Source organism: Burkholderia sp. SJZ089 (genome assembly GCF_007828315.1).
In the GTDB taxonomy this organism is placed as follows: domain Bacteria; phylum Pseudomonadota; class Gammaproteobacteria; order Burkholderiales; family Burkholderiaceae; genus Burkholderia; species Burkholderia gladioli.
The window spans coordinates 44,265-69,867 of sequence record NZ_VIUM01000028.1; the positions used below are offsets into that span (position 1 = coordinate 44,265).

Sequence of the window (25,603 nt, forward strand, 5' to 3'; positions counted from 1 at the left end):
ATCGGGAGCACCGGCCGCGGAAAACGGCGCGCGTGCGCGCCTAGAAGCGATGGATCATGCCGAGCCGCACCAGCGTCTGGTTCTCGCCCGACGAGGCGCCGGCCGAGGCGGGCGTGGTGGCGAAATCGAAGGCCGTGCCGGTATGCGCGCTGACCACGTGCTGGTACGCGGCCTGCATGTAGAGCGAGGTGCGCTTGCTCAGGTCGTAGTCGAGCATCAGCGAGAGCTGGTGCCACTTCGGCTCGAAATCGCCGGTGCTCGCATGCAGGTTCGCCTCGGTGAAGGTATAGGCGCCGAACAGCCAGAACGACGGCGTGAAGGAGTACTTCGCATTGACCTCGAAGTTGTCGAACTTCCAGGACTGCCAGCGCCCGCCCGGCGGCTGGGTGGCCGTCGAGGCGATATAGGCATTGGCGGTCGGGTCGTAGACGTCGACATGCGAGTAGGACAGGCCCAGCCTGGTGGCCGCGAACGCGTAGGACAGCCCCGCCACGATGTTCTGCTCGGACGAGCCGGTAAACACCGTGTCGGTGGACACCGCGCCGTTGGCCGAGCCGCCCGCGTCGATCTTCAGGTAGCCGAGCGCGGCGGTCAGGCCCGCCAGCTTGTATTGCAGGGCCGCGCTGTAGAGCCGGTTGTTGGCGAAGCCGGTGTCGTTGCTGAAGCCGTACATCGCCTCGGCCTTCAGGCCGTTGAAGTTCGGGCTGGTGTACTTGACCGAGTTGTTGACGCGGAAATCGAAGTCGGCGTTGTCGTTGTCGAACGGATGCGAGGCGACGTCGCCGCTCACGCCGCCCGCGCCGGTCAGGCCGCTCCAGAGATCGATGATCGGGTCGTACTGGCGACCGAACGAGAGCGTGCCGAGCCGGTCCGATTGCAGGCCGACCCAGGCCTGCCGGCCGAACTCGCGGCCGCCCTGCTTGAAGGCGCCGCTGTTCACGTCGAAACCGTTCTCTAGGCGGAACAGCGCGCGCGTGCCGCCGCCCAGGTCCTCGGAGCCGGCGATGCCCCAGCGGCTGCCGAAGGTGTCGCCGCTCTTCATCTGGAAGGTGCCGTGTCCCTTCGCGTTGCTGGTGTAGTTGAGCCCTTCGTCGATGATGCCGTACAGCGTGACGCTGCTCTGTGCCTGCGCCGCCGTGCTGCTGCCGGCGAGTAGCGCCAGCGTCGTCGCCACCGCTGCCGCGATGCGTGTTTCCAAGCCTGCTGCCTTGCTCATGATTGCCCCTGGTGGTTGGTCGTGTTGCATGAATCGAAGCCTTGCTGGCACTGCGCCGGCGTGCGGGCACACACCAGCGGACGAAGACGACCGATGGCGCGGCTCGGGCCGGATGAAACGAAAGGGTTCGCGCCGGCTCAGTAACCGCGCGCGAGATCGACGCCGGCCGGGATGCGGCCGCTGGCGCGATAGGCGGCGACGTTGGCCGCGACCACGGCCGCCGCCGTGTGCAGGTCGGTCGGCGCCGAGATGTGGGGCAGCACCGTCACGGCGGGATGGGCCCAGAGCGGCGAGGCTTCCGGCAGCGGTTCGACCTCGAACACGTCGAGTACCGCATGCGAGAGCCGGCCGGCATCGAGCGCTTGCAGCAGATCCCGGGTGACCACCACCGGGCCGCGCGAGAAGTTGATCAGCGCCGCGCCGGGCCGCATGGCCGCCAGCGTGCGCCGGTCGAACAGGCCGCGCGTCTCGTCGGTCAGCGGCACGAGACACACCACGATCCCGCTCGCGCCGAGCAGGCGCGCCAGGCCCTCGGCGCCGTGATGGGTGTCCACGCCGGCCAGGCGCTTCGGCGAGCGGCTCCAGCCGGCCACGCGAAAGCCCGCCTCGAGCAGGCGCGCCGCGGCGGCCGCCCCGAGCGTGCCGAGGCCGACAATACCGACCTGTATGTCCTGGGGCTTGCGATAGGGCCGCTGCCGCCATTCGCGCGCCTGCTGCTGGCCGCGGTAGGCGGGCATCTCGCGTTGCAGGTAGTAGGTCCAGGCCAGCACCGCCTCGGCCATGGTGCGCGACATTTCCGGGTCCACCAGCCGGACCACGGGCGGCGCCGTGGCCGGAAGGCTCTCGACCAGTTGCTCGACGCCGGCCCACAGGCTCTGGATCCAGGCGAGCCGGGGCAGGGCGGCGAGTTCGGCGGGATCGGGCCGCGCCACGATCGCGATCCTCGCGCCGGCGCGCGCATCGGCATCGGCCTCGCGCAGCGGCACGATGGTTTCGGCGGGCATCGCCGCGGCGAGCGCGGCGCGATACTCGGCCTCCTGCCCGGCGGGCAGCCGGGTGGCCAGCATGATGATGTCGTTCATGGCGGGTGCCGTGGCGGCGGAAACGGTGGAGCGGGCGCGCCGCGCGGCGCGCCGGGGTTGGCTGCGAATCGGAGGAAAAGCGCAGCGGAAGCGCCGGGGCTCGGAGCGGGCGCGCCGCGAGGGCGCGCCCGCGCCTCAGTCGCCCCAGGTCTGCGCCTCGGCCGGCTTGGGGGCCTCCATCTCGGCCATGTCGATGAAGCGATCGCCGATGCGCGGGTGAGCTCGCCCCCCGTCGGCCGCGCCGATGGCCACCAGCACCTCGTCGGGCCCCGGCGCGTCGGCGATCTGAAACGTCGCCGTCAGGAAGTGCGAGCGTTGCCCCGTGGCCGACTTGTGGATCATCGGCAGCGAGACCATCGAGCCCGGCCCGAGCCGCGTATTGGTGAAGCTCAGGAAGGCGGTGCCGTCCACCGCCTCGCGGAACAGGTTGCCGAAGCGCAGCGTGTGGATCAGCGCCGAGGCGTGCTCGATCTCGCCGTTCACGCCCACCACGGCGGCCTTGCCATAGGCTTGCACGCGCGCGGCCGGCATCAGCGCCACCAGCCGGCGCGTCAGCTCGGCACCCAGCGGCGGCGCGAGGCGCCGGATCTCCGGCTGCAGGTCCTCGCAGAAACCCTGCCCGGCCCAGGGGTTTTTCAGCACGGCGGCCACCACCACGGTGGTGATCGGGCGCGGCGCCGCGCGGCCGCCCTCGACCATCAGTTCCTCGACGAAGGTCGAGATCTTGCGCACTTGCAAATCGGTATTCATCAGCACTCCCATCGGATGACGTGATCGATGCGAGGCATGCTAAGTAGCGTCAATTCGAGCGTCTTCCTCCGTTCCGGGGGAAGCACGACTTTTTTGACACTGCGATAAGTCGTATAGTCAGCCACGCCCAACAGGAGCTCTCGATGCCGGATACGTTGTCGCTCATGTCGTCCCTGCGCGACGTCGCCAGCCGAATCAATGCGGATGCCGACGTCGACACGCTGCTGCACAGCCTGATCGAGCTGGCCTGCCATCACGGCTCCTGGGATCTCGGCTCGATCATGAGCGTGGATATCGCGCACGGTTACGCGCTGGTGATCGCGCGGCGCGACCCGACCCTGCTCAAGCGCGCGCTGGCCGACCGCTGGGAGCTGGCCACCAGCCCCGCGCTGGTCGCGCTGCAGCGCAACGAGCCGGTCTACATCCGCGATGCGCTGGAGACCACCGAATTCCTCGGCTACCGGCGCGAGGCGCCCGAGCGCGGCTACCGCACCGTGCTGGTGCTGCCGATGGCGAGCTGCGATGCCGAGGGGCGGCCGATGGTGCTGGTGGTGTCGGCGCGCAAGGTGGTGGACGTGGCGCCCGAGCACCTGGCCTTCATGGAGCTGGTGGTGCACCTCGGCGCGATCGCGATCGAGCGCGCCCATCGCCAGCGCGCCCAGCAGGCCGCCGCCGAGCAACTGCGACGCGTGCTCTCGGTGCAGGGCGCGATGTTGCAGGAGGTGCTGGTGGGCGGCTCGATGGACACGCTGACCGGCATGCTGGCCGACCTGCTCGACTCGCCGGTGCTGGTGATCGACTTCTACGGCGGCGAGCTGCTGGCCTCGCGCCCACCCGTCGAGGGGCTCGACGGCGCCGCCTGGCGCGCCCTGCTCGACGGCGAGACCGGCCGTCAGATGCGCGAGACCGCGCGCGAAGCGATCGCGCGCCATGCCTTGCGGCGGGTGCGCTTCGCGCTGCCGGGCGGGGTGCCGCTCACGGCCGACGTGGAGCCCCTGGCGGTGGACGGCGACACGGTGGGTGCGCTGCTGAGCTTCGGCGGGCGCGCCGAGGGCGACCTGCAGGCGCTCGCGATCGAGAGCGCGAAGTTCGCGATGAGCGTGCAGCTGATGCGCAGCGTGATCCGCTTTCGCGCCGAGACGCGCACCCTGACCGAGCTGTTCTTCGAGATCGTCGAGCGGCGCTGGCGCGACGAGCAGGACATCGTCGAGCGCTCGCGCCGGCTCGGCATCGCGCTGGGCGCGCCGATGCGCCTGCTGGTGGTCGACTATCCGCGCCGCGAGGGCCCGGCGCTGGACCGCTCGGCCGAATGCCATCGCACCGCAGGCCTGATCGCGGCGCAGCACAAGCTGGCCGCGCATCCGGTGACGGTCGGCGGCGGCCTGGTCTGCCTGCTGCCCGACGACGGCCAGCGGCCGCTGGCCAGCATCAACGCCTTCGCGCGCCAGCTGTGCGCGGCACTGAGCCCGCTGTTCGGCGGCGAGCCCACCCTGGTGGCCAGCGACCGCGTGGCGGGCCTGACCGAGCTGGCCAACGAATGGGACCGCTGCTGGCGGATGATCCGCGTGGCGCGCTCGTTCGGCAAGACCGGCGCGCTGAGCGTGCCCGACCTCGGGCCGCTGCCGATGCTGATGGGCGCGGCCGATTCGCCCGACGTGCGCGCCTTCATCACCGGCACCATCGGGCCGATCGTCGAATACGACGCCAGCCATCGCGCCTCCTACCTCGACACGCTGGCGATCTACATCCGTCACGGCTGCCGCAGCCAGGCATGCGCCGACGCGATGGGCCTGCACGTGACCACGCTGCGTTACCGGCTGTCGCGCATCTCGGACCTGTTCGGCATCGACGTCGAGACGCCCGAGCGGCGCTTCGCGATCGAGCTCGCGCTGCAACTGCACAACCTGCTGGAGGGCGGCAGCCCGCCGGTGGCCGCGGCGGCGCACGGCGCGCACTAGGCGGGACGCCCTCGCCAGCGCCAGCCGGCGGGGCCCGCGCGCGTCGCGGGCTCCGTCACGAGTTCGCCCGCGAAGTCTCCACTAGTGGTTTTCCCGGTCCGACGAACAGCAGGTGAGGTTCCCCCGGTTCTCCTTCGATCCGCAGGAAGCCAGCCCGATTTCAGCCACCTACATTCACCTCAGGACAACGATGTACGAGGTGAATGGCCATGCAAGCGGCAGTATCCGATAACCGAACCCCCATCGACCCGAAGGCGCTGCGCCGTGCCTTCGGCACCTTCGTCACCGGCGTGACGGTGCTCACCACCCTCGACGCCGAGGGCCGCCCGCGCGGCATGACGGCCAACTCCTTCGCCTCGGTCTCGCTCGATCCGCCGCTGCTGCTGGTCTGCGTCGGCGCGGGCGCGTCGAGCTACCCGGCCTTCGCCGCCGCCGACAAGTTCGCGGTGAACCTGCTGAGCGACAGCCAGGTGGACGTCTCCAACCTGTTCGCCTCGAAGGCGGCCGACAAGTTCGCCGCGATCAACCACGACGTGGTGCATACCGGCGCGCCGGTGCTGACCGACTGCCTGACCTGGTTCGACTGCTCGATGCACGACCGCGTCGAGGCCGGCGACCACCTGATCCTGATCGGCCGCGTGCAGGCCTTCGGCACCAGCCCCGCGGCGCCGCTGGGCTTCTGCCGCGGCCGCTACGCGCAGGTCAAGGACCCGCTGCCGCCGGGCTGGCTGTCGTCCACCGACATGATCGTCGGCTACCTGATCGAGGCGCAGGGCGAGGTGCTGCTGGTGGCCGACGGCAAGGGCGGCTGGGTGCTGCCCACCGCGCCGCGCCGGCTGGTGGACGCCCGCCTGCCGGTGGCGGGCGGCGGCTCGCTGGCGCTGGTGCCCGACGACACCTTCCTCTATTCCGTCTACGACACCGACGGCGACGATTCCGGCTACCTGATCTACCGGGCCCGCCTGGCCGAGCCGCGCGGCGCGCTGGCGCTGCCGCCGGAATTCCGCTTCTTCGCCCCGGACGCGCTTCCCTATGACGAAATCGCCTCGGTCGAGATGCGCGCGATGCTGCGCCGTTTCGTGCGCGAGACGGCCGGCGGCGGCAGCTATTCGATCTACATGGGCTCGCACGACGGCGGCCGCGTCGCGACGGTTGGCGCCGCGCAGCCGTGGCGCCATCACGTGCAGTCCTGAACCCAGGCTGGATGACCAAGGACATTTCATGAAGACCACAGTCGAAACCCTGCAGCATGCCCGCATCGGCAATTTCATCGACGGCCGTTTCGTCGAGCCGGCCAGCGGCAGCTACGCCCCTAGCTACGACCCCACCACCTCCACGCCCTGGTACGAGTTCGCGCAGTCGAACGCGGCCGACGTCGACGCGGCCGTGCGTTCCGCCCAGGCCGCGTTGAAGAACCCCGCCTGGCGGCGCATGACCCAGACCGAGCGCGGCAAGCTGGTGCGCCGCCTGGGCGAGCTGGTGCTCGAGAACGCCGACGCGCTGGCCCTGCTCGAATGCCGCGACAACGGCAAGCTGCTCAAGGAGATGCGCGCGCAGATGCGTGCCATTCCGGATTCCTATCTGTATTTCGCCGGCATGGCGGACAAGCTGCAGGGCGATACGATCCCCGTCAACAAGCTCGACATGCTGAACTTCAACCTGCGCGAGCCGATCGGCGTGGTCGGCATGATCATCCCGTGGAATTCGCCGCTGATGATGCTGACCGGCACGCTCGCGCCGTGCCTGGCGATCGGCAACACGGTGGTGGTCAAGCCTTCCGAGCACGCCACCGCCTCCTCGCTGGCGCTGGCCGAGCTGGCCATCGAGGCCGGCATCCCGCCCGGCGTGTTCAACGTGGTGACCGGCGACGGCGCCACCACCGGCGAGGCGCTCACGCGCCATCCCGGCGTCGCCAAGTACGTGTTCACCGGCAGCACCGTGACGGGCCGCAAGATCGCCGGCAATGCCGCGCAGAACCTGGTGCCATGCCAGATGGAGCTGGGCGGCAAGTCCCCCCACGTGGTGTTCGGCGACGTGGAGATCGAGCGCGCCGTCAACGGCGTGGTGTCGGGCATCTTCGCCGCGGCGGGCCAGACCTGCGTGGCCGGCTCGCGCTGCTTCGTCGAGGCCTCCGTCTACGAGCGCTTCGTCGAGGCCCTGGTGGAGCGCACCCGGCGCGTGCGCGTGGGCCATCCGATGCACGAGGACACCGATATCGGGCCGCTCGCGCTGGCCACCCAGCTCGACAAGGTGCAGCGCTACGTGGCCTCGGGTGTGGAGGAGGGCGCGTGCATCGCCGCCGGCGGGCGCCGCCCGAACACGGGCGCGCTGGCCGAGGGCTGGTACTTCGAGCCGACCGTGATGACCCAGGCCACCAATTCGATGCGCTTCATGCAGGAGGAGATCTTCGGGCCGGTGGTGGGCGTGGTGCCGTTCCACGACGAGGCCGAGCTGATGGCGCTGGCCAACGACACCGAATACGGCCTGGCCTCCGGCATCTGGACCCGCGACATCGACCGCGCGATGCGCTTCGCGCGCGACATCGACGCCGGCACGGTCTGGATCAACACCTACCGCTCGGCCGCCTACATGTCCTCGAACGGCGGCCTCAAGCACAGCGGCTACGGCCGGCGCGGCGGCTTCGAGGTGATGCGCGAGTTCTCGCGGCTCAAGAACGTGGTGCTCGACTACTCGGGCGCGATGCAGGACCCGTTCGTCATTCGTCTGCGTTGAAACGCGCGTTTCCATCCGACACGAGGCATCTATGAAATTCGCCGTATCACTGAGCATGGAGCGGTTCTCCCCCGAGGCGTCGATGACCGAGGCGCGCGACCGGCTGCTGGCGCTGGCGCGCGTGGCCGACGAAGGCGGCTTCGAGACGCTGTGGACCGCCGAGCATCACACCATCGAATGCACCATCTCGCCGAACCCGTTCACGGTACTGACCTGGCTGGCCCAGCACACCGAGCGCATCCGGCTGGGCACCGCCACCCTGGTGGCGCCTTACTGGTCGCCGATCCGGCTGGCCGGCGAGGCCGCCATGTGCGATCACCTGAGCAACGGCCGGCTCGAGTTCGGCATCGCGCGCGGCGCCTACCAGTACGAGTTCGACCGGATGGCCGGCGGCATTCCCCAGCAGGAAGGCGTGGCCTACATGAAGGAGCTGGTGCCGGCCGTCAAGCGCCTGTGGGAAGGCGACTACGAGCACGACGGCCATTACTGGCGCTTCCCGCTCGCCACCTCGGTGCCCAAGCCGCTGCAGCAGCCGCATCCGCCGATCTGGGTGGCCACGCGCGACCCCGGCAGCTTCGACTGGGCGGTCGGCATCGGCGCCAACATCCTGTCCACGCCGCTGTCGGCGCCGCCTTCCGAGGTGGCCGTGCTCGGCGCGAAGTTCCGCAAGGCGGTGGCCGACCATCCCGAGCATCCGCGCCCGCGCTTCATGATGCAGCGGCGCACCTGCGTCTACGATCGCGAGGAGGACTGGCAGACCGCGGTGCGCCACAGCGTCGACTACGGCCGCTACTTCGAGAACCTGATGCAGAACATCGGCACCGTGCACAACGGCTTCCCGGAGGCCGTGCCCTTCGAGACCGTCGCCAACCGCGCCAACTACGATCCCGCCGCGGTGCGCGACAACCTGATGTTCGGCACCCCCGACGAGGTGATCCGCAAGCTGCAGATCTACGAGGACGAGGGGGTCGACCAGTATTGCCTGGGCCTGTCCTTCAACCTGCCCTTCGAGCTGCAGATGAAGACGCTGCGCCTGTTCATCGACGAGATCATGCCGCACTTCGCCGCGCGCGAGCGCGAGCGCCAGGCCGCGGCGGCGGGGGCCTGAGCCATGCGCGACGCACTTCCCGAGGCGCCGCCCGACGCGATCGAGGGCAGCCTGGACGTCGACGGCGTGCGCCTGGCCTATCGCCTGCAGGGCGAGGGGCCGCGCGAGCTGGTCTGCATCCACGGCGTGGGCTCCTATCTCGAGGCCTGGCAGGGCGCCATCAACGCGCTGGGCGGCGGCTTTCGCGTGCTCAGCTTCGACCTGCGCGGCCACGGCCGCTCCGAGCGCGTGAAGGGGCGCTACGAGATCGACGATTTCGTCGGCGACGTGCTGGCACTGGCCGATCACGCCGGCTTCGCCCGCTTCGACCTGGCCGGCTTCTCGCTGGGCGGGCTGATCGCGCAGCGGCTCGCGCTCACGCATCCGGCGCGGCTGCGCCGGCTGGTGCTGCTGGCCACCGTGGCCGGGCGCACCGCCGAGGAGCGCGCGCGCGTGGCCGAGCGGCTGGCCGCCCTGCAGGCGGGCGAGCGCGGCGCGCATTACGACGCCTCGCTGTCGCGCTGGCTGAGCGAGGATTTCCAGGCGCGGCACCCGGCGCTGGTGGACGAACTGCGCCGGCGCAACGCGCGGAACGATCCGGACTGCTACGCGGCGGCCTACCGGGTGCTGGCGCAGACCGATTTCGGCGGCCTGATCGACCAGATCGCGATGCCGACCCTGATCGCGACCGGCGAGCACGACGCCGGCTCGAACCCGCGGATGGCACGCTACATGCATGAACGGATTCCGGATTCGCGGCTGGCGATCCTGCCTAATCTGCGCCACTCGCTGCTCAACGAGGCGCCCGAGCAGGTGGCCGCGCTGATGCGGGCGTTCCTGATTGACAGCGGGGAGGCGGCCCGATGATCGTCGAGGAGCGCATCTACCGGATCCGCAACGGCGCGATGGGACGCTTCCTGAAGCTGGTCGCCGAGGAGGCGCTGCCGATGCAGCAGCCGGCGCTGGGCAACCTGCTCGGGTATTTCACCACCGAGATCGGCTGCCTGTCCCAGGTGGTGCACTGGTGGGGCTATGCCGACCTGGAGGACCGCCGCCTGCGCCGCCAGCGGCTCGCCGCCGACCCGCGCTGGCAGGCCTTCGTCCCGCGCCTGTCCGAGCTGATCGAGCAGGCCGAGAACCGGATCCTGGTGCCGACCGCGTTTTCGCCGCTGCAACAACTGCCGACCGGGCAGGCCGAGCCGGGTGCCCGGCCCGTTCCACCGAAGGAGTGAGCTTGATGACTGAACGCCTGAAAATCGAGCATCTGTACAAGGTGTTCTCCGATCGCCCCGAGCGCGCGCTCGGCATGCTGCGCCAGGGCGCCAGCAAGGCCGACGTGCTGCGCGACACCGGCCAGGTGGTGGGCCTCGACGACGTGTCGCTGAGCGTGCCGGCCGGCGCGATGTACATGATCATGGGCCTGTCCGGCTCCGGCAAGTCGACCCTGGCGCGCTGCGTGAACCGGCTCAACGAGCCCAGCGCCGGGCGCATCCTGCTCGACGACGTCGACCTCTGCGCGCTGGGCGAGCGCGAGCTGCGCGAGGTGCGCCGCAAGCGCATCTCGATGGTGTTCCAGCATTTCGCCCTGCTGCCGAACCGGCGCGTGATCGAGAACGTCGAGTTCGGCCTGAAGCTGCGCGGCGTGGACGGCACGACGCGCCGCAAGCGCGCCGAGCAGGTGCTGGAGGTGGTGGGCCTGGCGCGCTGGGCCAGCAAGATGCCGCACGAGCTGAGCGGCGGGATGCGCCAGCGGGTGGGCCTGGCGCGCGCGCTGGCCACCGACGCCGACGTCCTGATCATGGACGAGGCCTTCAGCGCGCTCGATCCGCTGATTCGCACCGAGATGCAGGACGAGCTGCTGCGCCTGCAGCGCAGCCTCAACAAGACCATCCTGTTCATCACGCACGACTTCCAGGAGGCGCTGAAGCTGGGCACGCGCATCGCCATCATGTCGGAGGGCAAGCTGGTGCGCGAGGGCACGCCGCAGTCGATCGTGACCGCGCCCGGCAGCGACTACGTGGCCGCCTTCACGCGCGAGGTCGATCGTTCGCGCCTGTTCAACGCCGAAGCCTCGATGACGCCGCTGGCGCCGCTGGTGCGCGGCGAGGGCTGGACCGTGCTCGGCTGCGCGGGGCCGGGGCCGGCCTTCGTGGTGGACGGCGAGGCGCGCGTGCTGGGCATGCTCGGCGCGGTGGGCGACACGCAACTGCAGGCCTTGCGCGACGGCGCCGCGCTGCCGCCGCTGGACGGCGCATTCGCCTGCGTGCCGGGCCATGCGCGCCTGATCGACGTGGCCGGCCATTTCGGCACGGCGCGCGCGCTCGGCGTACTCGACGAATCGGGCCGGCTGGTCGGCCGGCTGGAAGCGGGGCAGGTCCTCGCACGCATCGGCGCGGGCAGCGTCAACGGAGCTCATCATGCTTAAAGCCGACGATCTGGCGGTATTCCCGATCGCGCAGTGGATCCAGGCCGCCGTGCAGTGGATCGCGCTGCACCTGCGTCCGCTGTTCCTGGCCGTCAAGTGGCCGATCCAGAAGCTGCTCGAGGCCAATATCGACGCCCTGCACGCGGTGCCGTTCCCGCTGTTCTGCCTGGTCTGCGCGCTGCTGGTCTGGCGCTTCGCGGGCCGCGCGATCGGCGCCTTCACCCTGCTCGGGCTGCTGGCCATCGCGGTGCTCGGCGTCTGGTCGGACGCGATGACCACGCTCGCGCTGATCGTCACCGCGATCGCCTTCTGCGCGGTGATCGGGATTCCGGTCGGCATCGCCTGCGCGCGCAGCGAGCGGGTCTGGCGCGTGGTGCAGCCGATCCTCGACATCATGCAGACCACGCCCACCTTCGTCTACCTGGTGCCGGTGGTGATGCTGTTCGGGGTGGGCACCGTGTCGGGCGAGGTGGCGGTGGTGACGGCCGCGATGCCGCCGCTGATCCGCTTCACCCACCTCGGCATCCGCATGGTCGACCACGAGCTGGTCGAGGCCGGCCTCGCGTTCGGCGCGGACCGCCGCCAGTTGCTCTGGGAGGTGCAGTTGCCGCTGGCCGTGCCGACTATCCTCGGCGGCCTGAACCAGACCGTGCTGACCGCGATGGTGATGTCGGTGGTGATCTCGATGATCGGCGCCGAGGGGCTCGGCCTGGTGGTGCTGCAGGGCCTGGGCCGGCTCGACGTGGGGCAGGCCGCGATCGGCGGCGTGGCGATCGTGCTGCTGGCCATGATGCTCGACCGCGTAACGCAGAAGCTCGCGCGTTCGCAGCCCGGCGCGGGCGGTTCGCTGCGCTCGGTGCTGGCGCGTCTGGTACGCGGCGGCGGGCGCGGCGAGGCCGCGGCGCCGGCCCTGCCCGAGCGCAGCGATCCCAAGCAGGCGCTCTGAAGTCATGCAGCGCAAGCGCGCGGCCGCACGGGGCGGCCGCGCCGTGTTCCCGGTCGCCGGCATGGCGCCGGATCGATTCCCAGCAAGCATCGTCCATGGACGATCGTATCCACACGCAGGAGTAGCTCGATGAAGAGGTTGGCGGCAGCATGCGGCGCGGCAGCGCTCGCGGCGGTGATGATGGCAGGCGTGCCGGCGTTCGCGCAGGACATGCCCGGCAAGGGCAGGACGATCCAGTATTCGCAGGGCGACAGTTTCGGCGGCAACTACGTCGCCACCCAGATCGTGATGGCGGCCATGAAGCGGCTCGGCTACGAGGTCAAGCTGACCACCATGAACACCACCTTGTTCTTCCAGGCGGTGGCGCAGGGCGACGAGGACCTCGCCACCGACGTGAACTTCCCGCAGCGCGAGCTGGCGTTTCGCGCGGTGCAGAAGGACGCGCAGATCGTCGGCACCGGCATGATCGTGGGCGGCGGCATCAACGGCTACCTGATCGACAAGAAGACCGCCGACGCCTACAAGATCACCAATCTCGCCCAGCTCAAGGACCCGAAGCTGGCCGCGCTGTTCGGCTCGGACGGCAAGGCGCAGCTGATCAGCTGCGATCCGGGCTGGAGCTGCGGCGACGTGGTCGACTTCCAGCTCAGGAAGTTCGGCCTGCAGGACACGGTGCGCGCGGTGCGCGGCAAGTACGAGGCGCTGATGGTCGACACGGTGGCGCGCATCAAGCAGGGCAAGCCGGCCTTCTTCTATGCCTGGAGCCCGTCCTGGACCGTCAGCAGCCTGGTGCCGGGCAAGGACGTGGTGTGGCTGCCGACGCCGGAAGCGGCCCTGCCGCCCAACATGCCCAACAGCGGCTCGCCGCTGGTGAGCGGCGTGAAGGGCTGCGCCGGCGACGCGGACCCCTGCCGGATGGCGATGGCGTCCTGGAACTGGGGCGCCGTGGGCAACCGCGGCTTCATCGCGGCCAATCCGGCGATCCGCTCGCTGATCGAGCAGATCAAGTTCCCCTCGACCACCTGGTCCGCCTGGGAATACGCGATCAGCAGGAAAGGCGGCAGCCAGGCGCTGATCACGCAGCTCGCCGGCGACTGGATGGCCGGCAACAAGGCGCAGCTCGATCAATGGATCACGGTGGCCAGCCAGGCGAAGTAAGGCATGGCCTCGACCGGGCGCACGGCGAGCCGTGCGCTTTTTTTTCGCCCGACGAAAGGAGAATGGAGATGAACGAAGACGACGCGCTGTTCCGCAAGGGCCTGCCGATCCGCCGCGAGGTGCTGGGTGCCGAGTATGTGGATGCCTCGATGGCGAAGGCCGACGATTTCATGATGGCGTTCCAGCGTGCGACCACGGCCTGGGCCTGGGGATGGGCCTGGGGCGACGACACCCTGGACCGCCGCACCCGCAGCCTGATGCAGATCGCGCTGCTGACCGTGGCCGGCCATACCAACGAGCTCAAGCTGCATGTGAAGGGTGCCTTGAACAACGGCGTGAGCGTCGAGGAGATCAAGGCGGCCTTGCTGCACGCGACGGCGTATTCCGGGATTCCTCACGGCCTCGGTGCCTTCAAGGCCGCGCACGAGGTGCTGCTGAGCGAGGGCGCGCTGGGCTGAACCGGGCAGGGCGGCGTGGGTTCCGGTTCTTTCCGCGCGCCGCCCGACAAGCAGAAAAAACCGCAAGCCGGGCGCCCCGGAACCAAAAGTTTCGGGCAGCCCGCCGGGACATAGTAATGGCCATACCGTTCCTTCTGGAGTCGATGCCATGCTTACCGGACATCCCGTCCCGATCCGCTCGTTGTGCCATGTCGACGGCCGCTGGCTCGCGAGCGACAGCGGCGCGACGCTCGAGGTGCGCAATCCCGCCGACCGATCGGTGATCGGCCAGGTGCCGATGCTCGATCGGGCGCAGATCGTGGCGGCGGTGGATGCCGCGCAACGCGCCCACGAAAGCTGGCGCTGGGTGCCCCAGGCGCGGCGCAGCGCCTTGCTGCTGCGCTGGCACGCGCTGCTGCTGCGCCATCTCGACGATCTCGCGGCCCTGCTGTCGCTCGAACAGGGCAAGCCCCTGGCGCAGGCCCGGGGCGAGCTGCGCTACGGCGCGAGCTTCATCGAGTGGTTCGCCAACGAGGCCAGGCGCCCGGCAGGGCGCACCATCGCCTCCCATATCGACGGCGCCCAACTGGGCACGATCGCCGAGCCGGTCGGCGTGGCCGCGCTCATCACGCCCTGGAACTTCCCGATGGCGATGATCACCCGCAAGGCCGCCGCGGCGATGGCGATCGGCTGCAGCGTGGTCGTCAAGCCCGCGCACGAGACGCCGTTCTCCGCGCTCGCGCTGGCCCACTTCGCCGAGGAAGCGGGCTTGCCGCCCGGCGTGTTCAATGTGGTGCTCGGCGAGCCGCAGATGGCGATGGAGACGCTGGTGGCCGATACGCGCGTGCGCGCGGTCAGCTTCACCGGCTCGACGCGTGTCGGCAAGCTGGTGATGCAGGCCGTCGCCGGGGCCGGCATCAAGAAGGTGGCGCTGGAGCTGGGCGGCAACGCGCCCTTCGTCGTCACCGCCTGCGCCGACCTCGAACGGGCCGTGGCCGTGGCGGTCGAGGCGAAGTTCCAGACCTCCGGCCAGGACTGTTGCGCCGCCAACCGCATCTACGTGGCGCGGCCGCTCTACGAGGCCTTCCTCGAACGTTATGCCGCCGCCGTACGGGACCTGAAGGTGGGCCCGGCGTTCGAGCCGGACGTGCGGATCGGGCCGCTGATGCACCAGGCCGCCTTCGATGCCACCGCCGCGCGCGTGGCCGATGCGCGCGAGCAGGGCGCGCGCATCCTGGCCGGCGGCGGCGCGCATGCGCTGGGCGGCTGGTTCTTCGAGCCCACCGTGATCGCCGACGCGCGGCCCGGCATGCGCGTGGTCGACGAGGAGAACTTCGCGCCGATCTCGGCCGTCAGCGTCTTCGACACCTTGGACGAGGTGGTCGCGGCGGCCAACGATACCGAATACGGCCTGGCCGCCTACGTGTGCGCGACGCGCGCCGACCTGATCTTCCAGCTGGTGCGCCGGCTCGATTTCGCGATGATCTCGGTGAACGGTTCTAGCTTCACCGGCGCGCCGGTGCCGTTCGGCGGCATGAAGGCTTCGGGGCTCGGCCGCGAGGGCGGCAGCGAGGGCTTCGAGCCGTTCACCGAAACCAAGTACTTCTGCCTCGGCGATCTCGGCCTGCCCGTGACGCCGATGGCCTGACGCAAGCCCGACAGGAGATTCCATGACTCAGCCGCTCGACACGCTGTTCGACCAGGACCGCGAACATTTCATGCACCCGTCGACCCATGCCTACGACCATGCTTGCGGCGCCCTGCCGGGCAAGATCATTCGCGGCGGCAAGGGCATTCGCATCGAGGACCACCAGGGGCGCGAGTATATCGACGCGTTCGCCGGGCTCTATTGCGTGAACATCGGCTACGGGCGTACCGAGGTGGCCGACGCGATGCATGCCCAGGCGAAGGAACTGGCCTATTACCACACCTATGTCGGCCATTCCTCCGACGCGATCATCGCGCTCTCGTCGCGCATCATCGATTGGTCGCCGGCCGGCATGAAGAAGGTCTATTACGGCATGTCCGGCTCGGATGCCAACGAAACCCAGGTCAAGATCGTCTGGTACTACAACAACGTGCTGGGGCGGCCGAACAAGAAGAAGATCATCTCGCGCGAGCGCGGTTATCACGGCTCGGGCATCGTGACCGGCAGCCTCACCGGCCTGCCGAGCTTCCACCAGCATTTCGACCTGCCGATCGATCGCGTCAGGCATACGATCTGCCCGCATTGGTATCGCAAGGCGCCGGCCGGCATGAGCGAGCCGCAATTCGTCGCGTATTGCGTCGAGGAACTGGAGAAGCTGATCGCGCGCGAGGGGGCGGATACGATCGCGGCCCTCATCGCCGAGCCGGTGATGGGCACCGGCGGCATCATCGCGCCGCCGGCCGGCTACTGGGACGCCATCCAGCAGGTGCTGCGCCGCCACGACATCCTGCTGATCTCCGACGAGGTGGTCTGCGGCTTCGGCCGGCTCGGTTCGAGGATGGGCGCCCAGCATTACGGCATCGAGCCGGACCTGGTGACCGTCGCCAAGGGGCTGACCAGCGCCTATGCGCCGCTGTCGGGCGTGATCGTCGGCGAGCGCGTGTGGGAGGTGATCGCGCGCGGCTCGCGCGAGCATGGCCCGATGGGGCACGGCTGGACCTATTCGGGGCATCCCGTCTGCGCGGCGGCCGCGCTGGCCAACCTCGACATCCTGGAGCGCGAGAACCTGGCCGGTAACGCGGCCGAGGTCGGCGCCTATTTCGGCGAGCGCCTGCGCGAGCAGTTCGGCGCGCATCCGCTGGTGGGCGAGGTGCGCAGCGTGGGCATGCTGGCCGCGCTCGAATTCATGGCCGACAAGGACGCGCGCCTGCCCTTCGATCCGGCCTTGAAGATCGGCGCGCAGGTGTCGGCGGCCGCGCTCGAACGCGGCGTGATCGCACGCGCCATGCCGCACGGCGACATCCTCGGTTTCGCGCCGCCGCTGGTGATGACGCGCGCCGAGGCCGACGAGATCGTCGCGCGGGTGAGGCAGGCGGTCGACCAGGTTGCGGATCGCGTCGCGGCCGGCGCCAGCTAAACCCGCGGAACGCACGAGAGCCGGGCGGCGCTGCTAGTGAACGACGGAGCACCGCGGCCCGCCTTCCTCGATTCGGAGGAAGCACGGCTTTTTGGCATCCCCTAAGGTAGGTCATCCAGTCGAGGATAGGGGGAGACCATGAAGGCTGAACAGGCAGGCGCCGGGGCGGGGCGGATCAAGCTCGATCGTTACGACATCGCGATCCTGCGGATCCTCTCGACCGAGGGGCGCATCACCAAATCGCGGCTCGCGCAGGAGGTAAACCTGTCGATCTCGCCGGCCTGGGAGCGCGTCAAGCGCCTGGAGGCGCAAGGGCTGATCCGCGGCTATCGCGCGGAAGTGGATTGGGCCGGCGCGTTCACCGGCAGCCGCGTGGTGGTGGAGGTGATGCTCGCGCGGCACACCGCGCAGGACATGCGGCGCTTCGAGGAGCGGGTCGCGGCGGCGCCGGAGATCGTCGAGTGCCTGGCCACCGGCGGCGGCGTGGACTATGTCATGCAGGTGCTGTCGCGCGACATCGAGCATTACCAGCAGTTCATCGACGGCCTGCTCGGCGCGCAACTCGGCATCGAGCGGTACTTCACCTACGTGGTGACGAAGGTGGTCAAGACCAAGGTGGATGGTTTGCCGTCCTGGGCGTCCGACGCGAACCTGTCGGCCCGCTGAGGCGGTTGGCGGCAAGTGGAATACAAGAACAGACCGGCGCGCCTGGCGTGCCGGCATGCAGCACACCCTATCCAGACAGGCATGGAGATCGATCATGAACAGACTGAAACCGGCGCTGGCCGCCCTGGCGTGCGCCGCGATGTTCGCTACCGGCGGCGCGACGGCATCCGCCGCCGAGCTGCCGGGCGCCGGCAAGACCATCAACTATGCGCAGACCGACGGCCTCGGCGCCAACTACGTGTCGGTGCAGATCACCATCAAGGCGCTCAAGGCGATGGGCTACGAGGTCAAGCTCAAGACCATGGGCACCGTGCTGTTCTTCCAGGCCGTCGCGCAGGGCGACGTCGACCTGGAAACCGACGTCAACTTCCCGCAGAGCGACCCGGATTTCCGCGCGGTGCAGGATCGCGCCGTGCAGGTGGGCCGCGGGCAGATCGACGGCGGCGGCATCAACGGCTACCTGATCGACCGCAAGACGGCGCTCGCGCACAACATCACCAGCCTCGAGCAGATGAAGGACCCTAAGATCGCCGCGCTGTTCGGCAACGACGGCAAGGCGCAACTGATCAGCTGCGACCCCGGCTGGAGTTGCGGCGAGGTGGTGAACTACCAGCTCGACAAGTTCGGGCTCCGGCAGACCGTCAAGCCGGTCACCGGCAAGTACGAGGCGCTGATGGCCGACGTGGTATCGCGCATCAAGGGCGGCGAGCCGGCCTTCTTCTATGCCTGGAGCCCGTCCTGGACCACCAGCGAGCTGGTGCCGGGCAAGGACGTGGTGTGGCTGCCCACGCCGGCCGACGCGCTGCCGCCGAACGTGCCGAACGCGGGCTCGGCGCTGGTGAAGGACGTGCCGGGCTGCGCGGGCGGGGCGAATCCGTGCCGGATGGCAATGGCCTCGTGGAACTACAGCGCGGTGGCCAACAAGGGCTTCATCGCCGCGAATGCGCCGGTGCGCGCGCTGGTCGAGCAGATCCATTTTCCCTCGTCGACCTGGTCGAACTGGGAGCTGGCGATCAGCCAGGCGCATGGATCGTCGGCGATCGTCACGACGCTGGCGGACCAGTGGATCGCCGCGAACAAGGCGACTTTCGATCAGTGGGTGGCGGCGGCGAGCAAGGGGCGTTGAGGACGATTGGGTCTTGATCTTGCGAGGGCGGCCGCGGCGGCGAGATCCGGGCCGGTCTTGCAGGGCGGTCGGCGCCGGGCCCCGAGCTTGGCCGTGGCAGGGCGCCGGCACCGGAAGGGATGGAGAGCGCTCGCGGAGTAGAATCGCCGGTTTCGTGCTTCTCCCGGACGCGTGCCGCTCCCCACCCGGGCCGGCATCCGGCCGATCGGCGGCGAACCCGCCATCGGCTCCGCGCCTCGCGCATCGATCGAGATGCCGGCCAGGCTCGCCCGGGCCGATTGCGCCCGCTGCATCCGGGGCGGCACCGCCATTCGCCTCCAACACAAGACCGACCAAGGATTCGCCTCATGCTTGCCCGGGTTACCCGACTCTTCCCCCTGTGGGCCGTGCTGATCTCGCTCGCCGCCTATTTCTCGCCGGCTTCCTTCTCGCCCGTCGCGCCGCACGTCACCGCGCTGCTCACGCTGATCATGCTGTCGATGGGCGTGACCTTGTCGCTCGCCGATTTCCGGCGCGTCTTCACGCGCCCCGCGCCGGTGATCGCCGGCATCGTGCTGCACTACCTGGTGATGCCGCTGGCCGCCTGGGCGCTCGCCAGGCTGCTGCGCATGCCGCCCGACCTGACCGCCGGCATGGTGCTGGTCGGCAGCGTGGCGAGCGGTACCGCGTCGAACGTGATGATCTACCTCGCGCGCGGCGACGTCGCGCTGTCGGTCACGATCAGCGCGCTGTCGACCCTGGTCGGCGTATTCGCCACGCCGCTGCTCACGCGCCTGTACGTCGACGCCTCGATCGCCGTGGACGTGCACGGCATGCTGATGAGCATCCTGCAGATCGTCGCGCTGCCGATCGTGGTCGGGCTGATCGTCAACCACCTGCTGCGCCGCGCGGTGAACGCGATCGAGCCTTACCTGCCGCTGGTGTCGATGGTCTCGATCCTGCTGATCATCGCCGCGGTGGTGGCCGGCACGCGCAACAGCATCGCCTCGGTGGGCCTGGTCGTGATGGTCGGCGTGGTGCTGCACAACGCGATCGGCCTGCTCGGCGGCTACTGGGGCGGGCGCCTGCTCGGCTTCGACGAAGCCGTGTGCCGCACGCTGGCGATCGAGGTCGGCATGCAGAACTCGGGCCTGGCCGCGACGCTGGGCAAACTGTATTTCACACCGATCGCCGCGCTGCCCGGCGCGCTGTTCTCGGTATGGCACAACCTGTCGGGCTCGCTGCTGGCCGGCTACTGGGCCGGACGTCCGGCCAGGGGCGCGACGCGCGATTGAGCGCGCGACGCCGGCTGTATCGGCGTCGCCCCGGATCGCGGCGGCGCGATGCCTGCCGGTGGCGCCGCCGCGATCCGTTTAATCATCGTCATCTCCCGGCCCATTCGCGAACGCGCCTGACCACACCGGCGCGGTTTCCCGTCCGATCGCGCAAGTAAAGCGCACGTTCGAGCATTCCCGGCTCGGCAACTCATCCGTAATCTCGCGTTTCCTTGTCCCAGCCCGAGGCACCGCCCGGGCCGCGACGACCATCGGCCGCCGGGCGGCCTTCAGGAAATCGACATGAACAACGAATGGGTACTGGTTACGGGCGGCACCGGCTTCATCGCCCAGCACTGCATCCTGGCGCTGCTCAGATGCGGCTATCGAGTGCGGACCACGGTTCGCTCGCCCGGGCGGGAAGCCGAGGTGCGGGCCAATCTCAGGACCGGCGGCGCCGAGCCGGGCGAGCGCCTCGCCTTCGTGGCCGCTGACCTGGGCGACGACCGCGGCTGGGCCGAGGCCGCCGCCGGCTGCCGCTACGTGCTGCACGGCGCCTCGCCGACCCCGTCGGGCGACCAGGTCGACGAAGCGGCGTGGATCCGGCCCGCCGTGGACGGCAATCTGCGTGTGCTGCGTGCCGCGCGCGAGGCCGGCGTCGCGCGCGTGGTGCTGACCTCCGCGTTCGGCGCGGTCGGCGTCGGGCACGCGCCGGATCATCCCCGTCCCTTCACCGAGGCCGACTGGAGCGACCTGTCCAGCCCCATCGCGCCGTACCAGAAGTCGAAGACGCTCGCGGAACGCGCCGCCTGGGATTTCATCGCCAGGCAAGGGGGCGGGCTCGAACTCGCGGCCGTCAACCCCACCGCCGTGCTCGGCCCGGTGCTGGGCCCCGACTACTCGCATTCGATCCGCATCGTCACGAGCCTGATGAACGGCCAGCCGGGATGCCCGAGGATCAACTCGGGTTATGTCGACGTGCGCGATCTGGCGGACCTGCACCTGCTCGCCATGACGCATCCCGCCGCCAAGGGCGAGCGCTTCCTGGCGATCGCCGGCGAAAGCATGTGGATGGCCGAGCTCGCCCGCGTCCTGCGCGATCGCATGGGGGCGGATGCGCGCCGGGTGCCGACCCGCGTGCTGCCGAACTGGCTGATGCGCCTGATCGCGCTCGCCAATCCCTCGATGCGGATCCTGTTGCCGCAGCTCGGCGTCGACATGAACGCCAGCGCCGACAAGGCCCGGCGCCTGCTGGGCTGGGCGCCGCGCTCGCGCGAGGAGGCGATCGTCGCGACCGCCGAGAGCCTGGTGCGGCTCGGGTTGCTGCGCGATTCGACCACCTCGGGCTGAGGGCGAAGCCGCCTGTGCGGCGGCAATCGTGCGAGCCAAGCATCACCATCCGTAATCGCTGCAATAAAATCATTTCAATTGTTGGATCGGCGCATCGCCTCTAGGCTTGCTTCTCGTCAGACAGGGGCAGCGAGCGCGGTGCGCCGATGCATTTCTCTTCCACGCGGCCGGCGCCGCGTCGTCTCCCGTGATGGTCGCCTGACAGATCACAAGTCCAATCTGGAGACGAGGGATGACATTCCAATATTTCGCATCGCGAACGATCCGGCTCGCATTCGTGCTCGCCGCGATGATCCTGGCCGCGGGCGGCTGTTCGAGCGACGACGTCGCCACTTCCCCCGACGCGCAAGGCTGCGCGAACCTGGCCGCCACGCGCTTCACCGATACCACCGTGCAGCAAACGCAGTTCGTCGCGGCGGGCGCCGACCTGCAGCCGATCACCGGCAGCGCGGGCAAGGCCGCCGCCGCGTTCTGCCGTGTCGTGGCCACGGTCGGCAGCGAGCCGGGCGAGCACGTCGGCATCGAGGTCTGGCTGCCGGCCTCGAACTGGAACGGGCGCCTGCTCGGCACGGGCTCGGGCGGATTCGGCGGCGCGATCGTCTATGGCGGCCTGATGTCCGCGATCGCGAACGGCTACGCGGCGGCGAATACCGACACGGGCCATCTCGGCGGCGCCTCGGGCGCGATCGGGCAGGTGCTCGGCTGGGCGGTCGATCCCGTGCAACTGCGCGACTGGGGACGGACCTCGGTGCACCTGATGACGGTCTCGGCCAAGGCGATCGTCCACGCCTTCTACGGGCAGGGCGCGCAGCACGCCTATTTCGAAGGCTGCTCGACCGGCGGCAACGAGGCGATGGCCGAGGCCGAGTTCTATCCCGACGACTACGACGGCATTCATGCGGGCTCGCCCGGCATGGGCTACAGCCATCTGATGGAGAGTTTCCTGTGGGGCGGGCTGCTGCCGAGCACGCAGCCCGAGGCGACGCTCACGCCGGCCGCGATGGCGCTGCTCAACGATGCCGTGCTGAACCAGTGCGGCGGCAGCCAGGCCGCCGGGGACGGCTTCCTCGCCAATCCGCTCGCCTGCAGCTTCGACGTCACGCGCCTGCAATGCGCGGCCGGCCAGGATCCGGCGCGCTGCCTGAGCGCCGCGCAGGTCCGGCAGGCGCAGCGTCTCTACTCGCCGGTGCGCAATACCGTCGACGGCAGCGAGATCTACCCGGGCTTCGCGTTCGGCAGCGAGCGGCACTGGGCCTCGATCCAGGGCGCGCTGATCGGCGCTTACGCGCAGCCGCTGCTGGCCAATACCGTGTTCGGCGATCCGAACTGGGACTGGACCCGCTTCGATTTCGGCCAGGACGCGGCGCGCGTGGACGCGATGCTCACGCCGAAAATCAATTCGACGAACCCCGACCTGTCCGCGTTCGCCGCGCGCGGCGGCAAGCTGATCATGACCCAGGGCTGGGTCGATTCGCTCAATGCACAGACCTTGCCGATCGAGTATTTCGAGCAGGTCGCGGCACGGCGGGGCGGGATCGATGCGACCACGCCGTTCTTCCGCGTGGTGATGGTGCCGGGCATGGATCATTGCGGCGGCGGCCCCGGCGCCAACACGATCGGCGGGGCGGTGCCGCCGCTGCGCGGCGATGCGAGCCGCGACGTGGTGGCCGGCTTGCGCGCGTGGGTGGAGGGCGGCGTCGCGCCGGACGGTTTCATCGCGACCAAGTACGTCGACGACAACCCGGCCTCGGGCGTCGCGTTCGAACGGCCCGTGTGCGTTTATCCGGCTTACCCGCGGTATCGCGGCGCGGGAGATCGAAACGCGGCGGCCAGCTATCAGTGCGTGGCGGGGCCGCGCCTGCAGTGAGCGCGCCGGCGTCGTCGCACGGTCCGTGAAGCGGCGGTCCCGCTCGTCATCCACGGGATCGAGGGCCGCCTTGGCGGCGCCGCTCAGCGCGACAGCTCCTCCAGCCGAATCCCGTTGCTGCGCGGGCCGAACGCGCCGACCGCCACCACGATCACCAGCATGGCCGAGGAAATCAGCACGAACACGGCCGGCACGCCATAGTGCTTGAGCAGCGCCGCCACCCAGAAGCCGACGAAGATCGAGCTGAGCCGGCTCCAGCTGAACACGAAGCCCACCGCCCGCGCGCGGATGCGGGTCGGGTACAGCTCCGCCTGGTAGGTGTGGAAGATGCCGATCAGCCAGTTGTTGGCGATCGTCACCGCGCTGCCGAACAGCAGTATCAGCGCCGGTTCGCGCACCATCCCGAACATCACGCCGGCCACCGCCACCACCGCCGCGCAGGCCGCCAGTTGCCACTTGCGCTCGATGCGCTCCGCACAGGCCATCGCCCCGATCGCGCCCAGCGGCGTGGTGATCGCGATCACCATCGTGTAGAGCAGCGAATGCGTGATGGTGATGCCCTTCGAATACAGCAGCACCGGCACCCAGGCGCCGAAGCCGTACACGCCGAAGGTCTGGCAGAAGTTGAACAGCGACAGCATCAGGGTACGGCCCAGGTAGGGCCGTCGCCAGATCTCCGACCAGGATCCCTGGCCTTGCTCGGGCGCGGCGGCGTCCCGCTTCGGCGCCGCGAGCGGCTGGCCGGTTTCCGCCACCACCCGGCTCTCGATCCGCTCGACGATCGCGCGCGCCTCGGCCACGCGCTGCCTGGACTCGAGCCAGCGCGGCGATTCCGGCAGGTCGCGACGGATCAGCCAGATCAGCAGCGCGCCCGCCGAGCCGATGATCATCACCCAGCGCCAGCCGTCCAGCCCGAGGATCGTATGCGGCACCAGCACGTAGGACAGCAGGGCGACCGTCGGCACCGAGCTCAGGATCACCAGGATGCTGAAGGCCATGTACTTGCCGCGCGCGTGGTTCGGCGTGAGCTCGGAGATATAGGTGTCGACCGTGATCAGCTGCACGCCGATGCCCAGGCCCGCCACGAAGCGCCAGGCATCCATCGCCTCGGGCGAGACCTGGAACGCGGCCGCGAAGGTGGCGACCGAGTAGAGCAGCATCGCGCCGGTGAACACGGCGCGTCGCCCGAAGCGATCGGTGAAGCCGCCCAGCGCGACCGTGCCGACGAACATGCCGGCGAAGAAGGAACCGAGGAAGCTGGCGAAGCCGTTGACGTCGAAGATGCCCTCGGTGGTGGCGTGGTACATGCCGCCCTTGATCAGCCCGAGCGAGATGTAGGCGGCCATGAACATCTCGTAGAACTCGAACCAGCCGCCGATCGCGATGCGCGCGACCAGCCCGCGGAAGTAGCGGGTCGGCGGCAGGCGGTCCAGCCGCGCCGAGACGCTCGCCTCGCGCTGGCGCGCGGAGCCGGCGATCTCCTGTTCCATGTACATGGCGTCTCCTGAATGAAGTGATACCGACGTCTCGATTGAGTGTCGACATTTTTTTGGAGATGATGCCAGTTAACCGAAAGAATTCGCAGTAATTCCTGATTAGTGTATACACTTAACGGAATTGGCATGAGCCAAGCCGCAAGCCGCCAAACCGGGTTTGCTACAATCGCGGACCTTTTTTGCGCCCTCGAGGACTGCCCGATGGATCTGGACGAAGGCACCAGCCTGCCTGACGAAGACAAGGAAACCACGCCGGTGGCGGAGATCGTCGACTGGGTGGCGCGCGGCATCATCGAGGGGCGGCTCGCGCCCGGCCACGACCTCAATTCGGTGGACCTGGCGCGGCGCTTCGGCGTGAGCCGCACGCCGGTGCGCGAGGCGCTGTTCGCGCTGGTGCGCGAGGGCCTGGTGGACTGGCCGCCGCGGCGCCGCCCGCGCGTGGCGACCATGCAGTTGAAGGAGATCCGCGAGATCTACGAGCTGCGCGCGCTGTTGTACGGGCAGGTGTCGATGGCGATCGCCGAGCGCGCCGACGAGGCGGACATCGCCACGCTGCGGCGCGCCGCCGAGCGGCTGGCCGAGGTGGCGGCGAAGGGCGATGTGGATGGCTACTTCTGGGCCAACGTCGCGTTTCGCGACGAGGAGCTGCGCATCAGCGGCAATGGCGTGGTGAAGCAGGTGCTCGATTCGATGCGCATGCGCACCAACCGCCTGCGCCACCTGAGCACCTCGCTGCCGGGGCGCATGCAGCGCTCGTGCGCCGATCACCAGCGGCTTTGCGAGGCCTATGCCGAACGCGACGGCGTGCTGGCGGCCGCGCTGAACCGCTCGATCGTGCTGGGTGCGCTGCGCGCGATCGAGTCGGCCTGGCCGGCGTACCAGGGCGGGCAGGGCGACGCGAGTTGAGCGCATCCATGCATTCGCCGATTCGATTCATCGGGAAGCCTTTTTCCTGTCGATTCGATTAAGCGTGTCGCTGACCGATGCG

At 69.5% G+C, this 25,603-nt stretch carries 22 protein-coding genes; 18 read left to right on the forward strand and 4 right to left on the reverse strand.

Annotation, left to right across the window (positions count from 1 at the left end; genetic code table 11):
• Positions 1 to 40: 40 nt before the first annotated feature.
• From FB600_RS33985 to FB600_RS33995, 3 genes are all read right to left on the reverse strand, one after another.
• Positions 41 to 1,216 carry a porin gene (locus tag FB600_RS33985; RefSeq protein WP_098152855.1) on the reverse strand — a complete coding sequence of 392 codons (1,176 nt, stop codon included), beginning with the start codon at positions 1,214 to 1,216 and terminating at the stop codon, positions 41 to 43.
• A 137-nt stretch (positions 1,217 to 1,353) separates the two neighbouring features.
• Positions 1,354 to 2,298: a 2-hydroxyacid dehydrogenase gene (locus FB600_RS33990; RefSeq protein WP_098152853.1), complete on the reverse strand. Its 945-nt coding sequence runs from the start codon at positions 2,296 to 2,298 to the stop codon at positions 1,354 to 1,356.
• Positions 2,299 to 2,433: 135 nt separating this feature from the next.
• Entirely contained in the window at positions 2,434 to 3,048 is a 615-nt protein-coding gene (locus tag FB600_RS33995) for an amino acid synthesis family protein (RefSeq protein WP_098153216.1), read from the reverse strand.
• Between the two features lie 143 nt (positions 3,049 to 3,191).
• On the opposite strand from FB600_RS33995, the gene FB600_RS34000 reads away from it, so the two are divergent.
• From FB600_RS34000 to FB600_RS34080, 17 genes are all read left to right on the forward strand, one after another.
• Positions 3,192 to 5,006: a helix-turn-helix domain-containing protein gene (locus tag FB600_RS34000; RefSeq protein ID WP_098152851.1), complete on the forward strand. Its 1,815-nt coding sequence runs from the start codon at positions 3,192 to 3,194 to the stop codon at positions 5,004 to 5,006.
• A 209-nt stretch (positions 5,007 to 5,215) separates the two neighbouring features.
• The gene (locus tag FB600_RS34005; RefSeq protein WP_098153215.1) at positions 5,216 to 6,199 is read left to right on the forward strand and encodes a flavin reductase; all 984 of its coding nucleotides are present in this window, start codon (positions 5,216 to 5,218) and stop codon (positions 6,197 to 6,199) included.
• A 28-nt stretch (positions 6,200 to 6,227) separates the two neighbouring features.
• Positions 6,228 to 7,739, forward strand: coding sequence for an aldehyde dehydrogenase (locus FB600_RS34010; RefSeq protein ID WP_098152849.1), 1,512 nt, complete (start codon positions 6,228 to 6,230; stop codon positions 7,737 to 7,739).
• A 31-nt stretch (positions 7,740 to 7,770) separates the two neighbouring features.
• Complete coding sequence (locus FB600_RS34015) at positions 7,771 to 8,847, forward strand: LLM class flavin-dependent oxidoreductase (RefSeq protein ID WP_025097121.1); 1,077 nt, start codon at positions 7,771 to 7,773, stop codon at positions 8,845 to 8,847.
• 3 nt (positions 8,848 to 8,850) lie between these two features.
• On the forward strand, positions 8,851 to 9,693 hold the full coding sequence (locus FB600_RS34020; protein ID WP_096751486.1) for an alpha/beta fold hydrolase: 843 nt from the start codon (positions 8,851 to 8,853) through the stop codon (positions 9,691 to 9,693).
• Positions 9,690 to 10,058, forward strand: a complete 369-nt coding sequence (locus FB600_RS34025) for an NIPSNAP family protein (RefSeq protein WP_046578215.1) — start codon at positions 9,690 to 9,692, stop codon at positions 10,056 to 10,058. Before FB600_RS34020 ends, FB600_RS34025 begins: the two co-directional genes overlap by 4 nt.
• Before the next feature lie 5 nt (positions 10,059 to 10,063).
• Positions 10,064 to 11,251: a glycine betaine/L-proline ABC transporter ATP-binding protein gene (locus FB600_RS34030; RefSeq protein ID WP_145758064.1), complete on the forward strand. Its 1,188-nt coding sequence runs from the start codon at positions 10,064 to 10,066 to the stop codon at positions 11,249 to 11,251.
• On the forward strand, positions 11,244 to 12,197 hold the full coding sequence (locus FB600_RS34035) for an ABC transporter permease (RefSeq protein WP_145758065.1): 954 nt from the start codon (positions 11,244 to 11,246) through the stop codon (positions 12,195 to 12,197). Before FB600_RS34030 ends, FB600_RS34035 begins: the two co-directional genes overlap by 8 nt.
• A gap of 129 nt (positions 12,198 to 12,326) precedes the next feature.
• On the forward strand, positions 12,327 to 13,355 hold the full coding sequence (gene proX, locus FB600_RS34040) for a glycine betaine/L-proline ABC transporter substrate-binding protein ProX (RefSeq protein ID WP_036055763.1): 1,029 nt from the start codon (positions 12,327 to 12,329) through the stop codon (positions 13,353 to 13,355).
• 68 nt (positions 13,356 to 13,423) lie between these two features.
• Positions 13,424 to 13,813: a carboxymuconolactone decarboxylase family protein gene (locus FB600_RS34045; protein ID WP_105827649.1), complete on the forward strand. Its 390-nt coding sequence runs from the start codon at positions 13,424 to 13,426 to the stop codon at positions 13,811 to 13,813.
• 148 nt (positions 13,814 to 13,961) lie between these two features.
• Entirely contained in the window at positions 13,962 to 15,440 is a 1,479-nt protein-coding gene (locus tag FB600_RS34050) for an NAD-dependent succinate-semialdehyde dehydrogenase (protein ID WP_145758066.1), read from the forward strand.
• 22 nt (positions 15,441 to 15,462) lie between these two features.
• On the forward strand, positions 15,463 to 16,857 hold the full coding sequence (locus tag FB600_RS34055) for an aspartate aminotransferase family protein (protein ID WP_145758067.1): 1,395 nt from the start codon (positions 15,463 to 15,465) through the stop codon (positions 16,855 to 16,857).
• Between the two features lie 138 nt (positions 16,858 to 16,995).
• Positions 16,996 to 17,523, forward strand: coding sequence for an Lrp/AsnC family transcriptional regulator (locus tag FB600_RS34060; protein WP_098183198.1), 528 nt, complete (start codon positions 16,996 to 16,998; stop codon positions 17,521 to 17,523).
• A gap of 94 nt (positions 17,524 to 17,617) precedes the next feature.
• On the forward strand, positions 17,618 to 18,649 hold the full coding sequence (gene proX / locus FB600_RS34065; protein WP_145758068.1) for a glycine betaine/L-proline ABC transporter substrate-binding protein ProX: 1,032 nt from the start codon (positions 17,618 to 17,620) through the stop codon (positions 18,647 to 18,649).
• A 347-nt stretch (positions 18,650 to 18,996) separates the two neighbouring features.
• Positions 18,997 to 19,923, forward strand: a complete 927-nt coding sequence (locus FB600_RS34070) for a bile acid:sodium symporter family protein (protein WP_036055767.1) — start codon at positions 18,997 to 18,999, stop codon at positions 19,921 to 19,923.
• 282 nt (positions 19,924 to 20,205) lie between these two features.
• On the forward strand, positions 20,206 to 21,252 hold the full coding sequence (locus FB600_RS34075) for an SDR family oxidoreductase (protein ID WP_145758069.1): 1,047 nt from the start codon (positions 20,206 to 20,208) through the stop codon (positions 21,250 to 21,252).
• A 232-nt stretch (positions 21,253 to 21,484) separates the two neighbouring features.
• Positions 21,485 to 23,119, forward strand: coding sequence for a tannase/feruloyl esterase family alpha/beta hydrolase (locus tag FB600_RS34080; protein ID WP_098183195.1), 1,635 nt, complete (start codon positions 21,485 to 21,487; stop codon positions 23,117 to 23,119).
• An 83-nt stretch (positions 23,120 to 23,202) separates the two neighbouring features.
• On the opposite strand, the gene FB600_RS34085 is transcribed toward FB600_RS34080, so the two are convergent.
• Positions 23,203 to 24,615 carry an MFS transporter gene (locus FB600_RS34085; RefSeq protein WP_096751477.1) on the reverse strand — a complete coding sequence of 471 codons (1,413 nt, stop codon included), beginning with the start codon at positions 24,613 to 24,615 and terminating at the stop codon, positions 23,203 to 23,205.
• Between the two features lie 201 nt (positions 24,616 to 24,816).
• Between FB600_RS34085 and FB600_RS34090 the strand changes: the two genes are divergently transcribed.
• Positions 24,817 to 25,521 (forward strand): GntR family transcriptional regulator, encoded by a 705-nt coding sequence (locus FB600_RS34090; RefSeq protein ID WP_145758070.1) that lies wholly within the window; start codon positions 24,817 to 24,819, stop codon positions 25,519 to 25,521.
• Positions 25,522 to 25,603 lie beyond the last annotated feature (82 nt).

Coding starts and splice junctions, on each gene's coding strand:
- FB600_RS33985 (WP_098152855.1), bottom strand. CDS start 1,216: ATGAGCAAGGCAGCAGGCTTGGAAACACGCATCGCGGCAGCGGTGGCG.
- FB600_RS33990 (WP_098152853.1), bottom strand. CDS start 2,298: ATGAACGACATCATCATGCTGGCCACCCGGCTGCCCGCCGGGCAGGAG.
- FB600_RS33995 (WP_098153216.1), bottom strand. CDS start 3,048: ATGAATACCGATTTGCAAGTGCGCAAGATCTCGACCTTCGTCGAGGAA.
- FB600_RS34000 (WP_098152851.1), top strand. CDS start 3,192: ATGCCGGATACGTTGTCGCTCATGTCGTCCCTGCGCGACGTCGCCAGC.
- FB600_RS34005 (WP_098153215.1), top strand. CDS start 5,216: ATGCAAGCGGCAGTATCCGATAACCGAACCCCCATCGACCCGAAGGCG.
- FB600_RS34010 (WP_098152849.1), top strand. CDS start 6,228: ATGAAGACCACAGTCGAAACCCTGCAGCATGCCCGCATCGGCAATTTC.
- FB600_RS34015 (WP_025097121.1), top strand. CDS start 7,771: ATGAAATTCGCCGTATCACTGAGCATGGAGCGGTTCTCCCCCGAGGCG.
- FB600_RS34020 (WP_096751486.1), top strand. CDS start 8,851: ATGCGCGACGCACTTCCCGAGGCGCCGCCCGACGCGATCGAGGGCAGC.
- FB600_RS34025 (WP_046578215.1), top strand. CDS start 9,690: ATGATCGTCGAGGAGCGCATCTACCGGATCCGCAACGGCGCGATGGGA.
- FB600_RS34030 (WP_145758064.1), top strand. CDS start 10,064: ATGACTGAACGCCTGAAAATCGAGCATCTGTACAAGGTGTTCTCCGAT.
- FB600_RS34035 (WP_145758065.1), top strand. CDS start 11,244: ATGCTTAAAGCCGACGATCTGGCGGTATTCCCGATCGCGCAGTGGATC.
- proX (WP_036055763.1), top strand. CDS start 12,327: ATGAAGAGGTTGGCGGCAGCATGCGGCGCGGCAGCGCTCGCGGCGGTG.
- FB600_RS34045 (WP_105827649.1), top strand. CDS start 13,424: ATGAACGAAGACGACGCGCTGTTCCGCAAGGGCCTGCCGATCCGCCGC.
- FB600_RS34050 (WP_145758066.1), top strand. CDS start 13,962: ATGCTTACCGGACATCCCGTCCCGATCCGCTCGTTGTGCCATGTCGAC.
- FB600_RS34055 (WP_145758067.1), top strand. CDS start 15,463: ATGACTCAGCCGCTCGACACGCTGTTCGACCAGGACCGCGAACATTTC.
- FB600_RS34060 (WP_098183198.1), top strand. CDS start 16,996: ATGAAGGCTGAACAGGCAGGCGCCGGGGCGGGGCGGATCAAGCTCGAT.
- proX (WP_145758068.1), top strand. CDS start 17,618: ATGAACAGACTGAAACCGGCGCTGGCCGCCCTGGCGTGCGCCGCGATG.
- FB600_RS34070 (WP_036055767.1), top strand. CDS start 18,997: ATGCTTGCCCGGGTTACCCGACTCTTCCCCCTGTGGGCCGTGCTGATC.
- FB600_RS34075 (WP_145758069.1), top strand. CDS start 20,206: ATGAACAACGAATGGGTACTGGTTACGGGCGGCACCGGCTTCATCGCC.
- FB600_RS34080 (WP_098183195.1), top strand. CDS start 21,485: ATGACATTCCAATATTTCGCATCGCGAACGATCCGGCTCGCATTCGTG.
- FB600_RS34085 (WP_096751477.1), bottom strand. CDS start 24,615: ATGTACATGGAACAGGAGATCGCCGGCTCCGCGCGCCAGCGCGAGGCG.
- FB600_RS34090 (WP_145758070.1), top strand. CDS start 24,817: ATGGATCTGGACGAAGGCACCAGCCTGCCTGACGAAGACAAGGAAACC.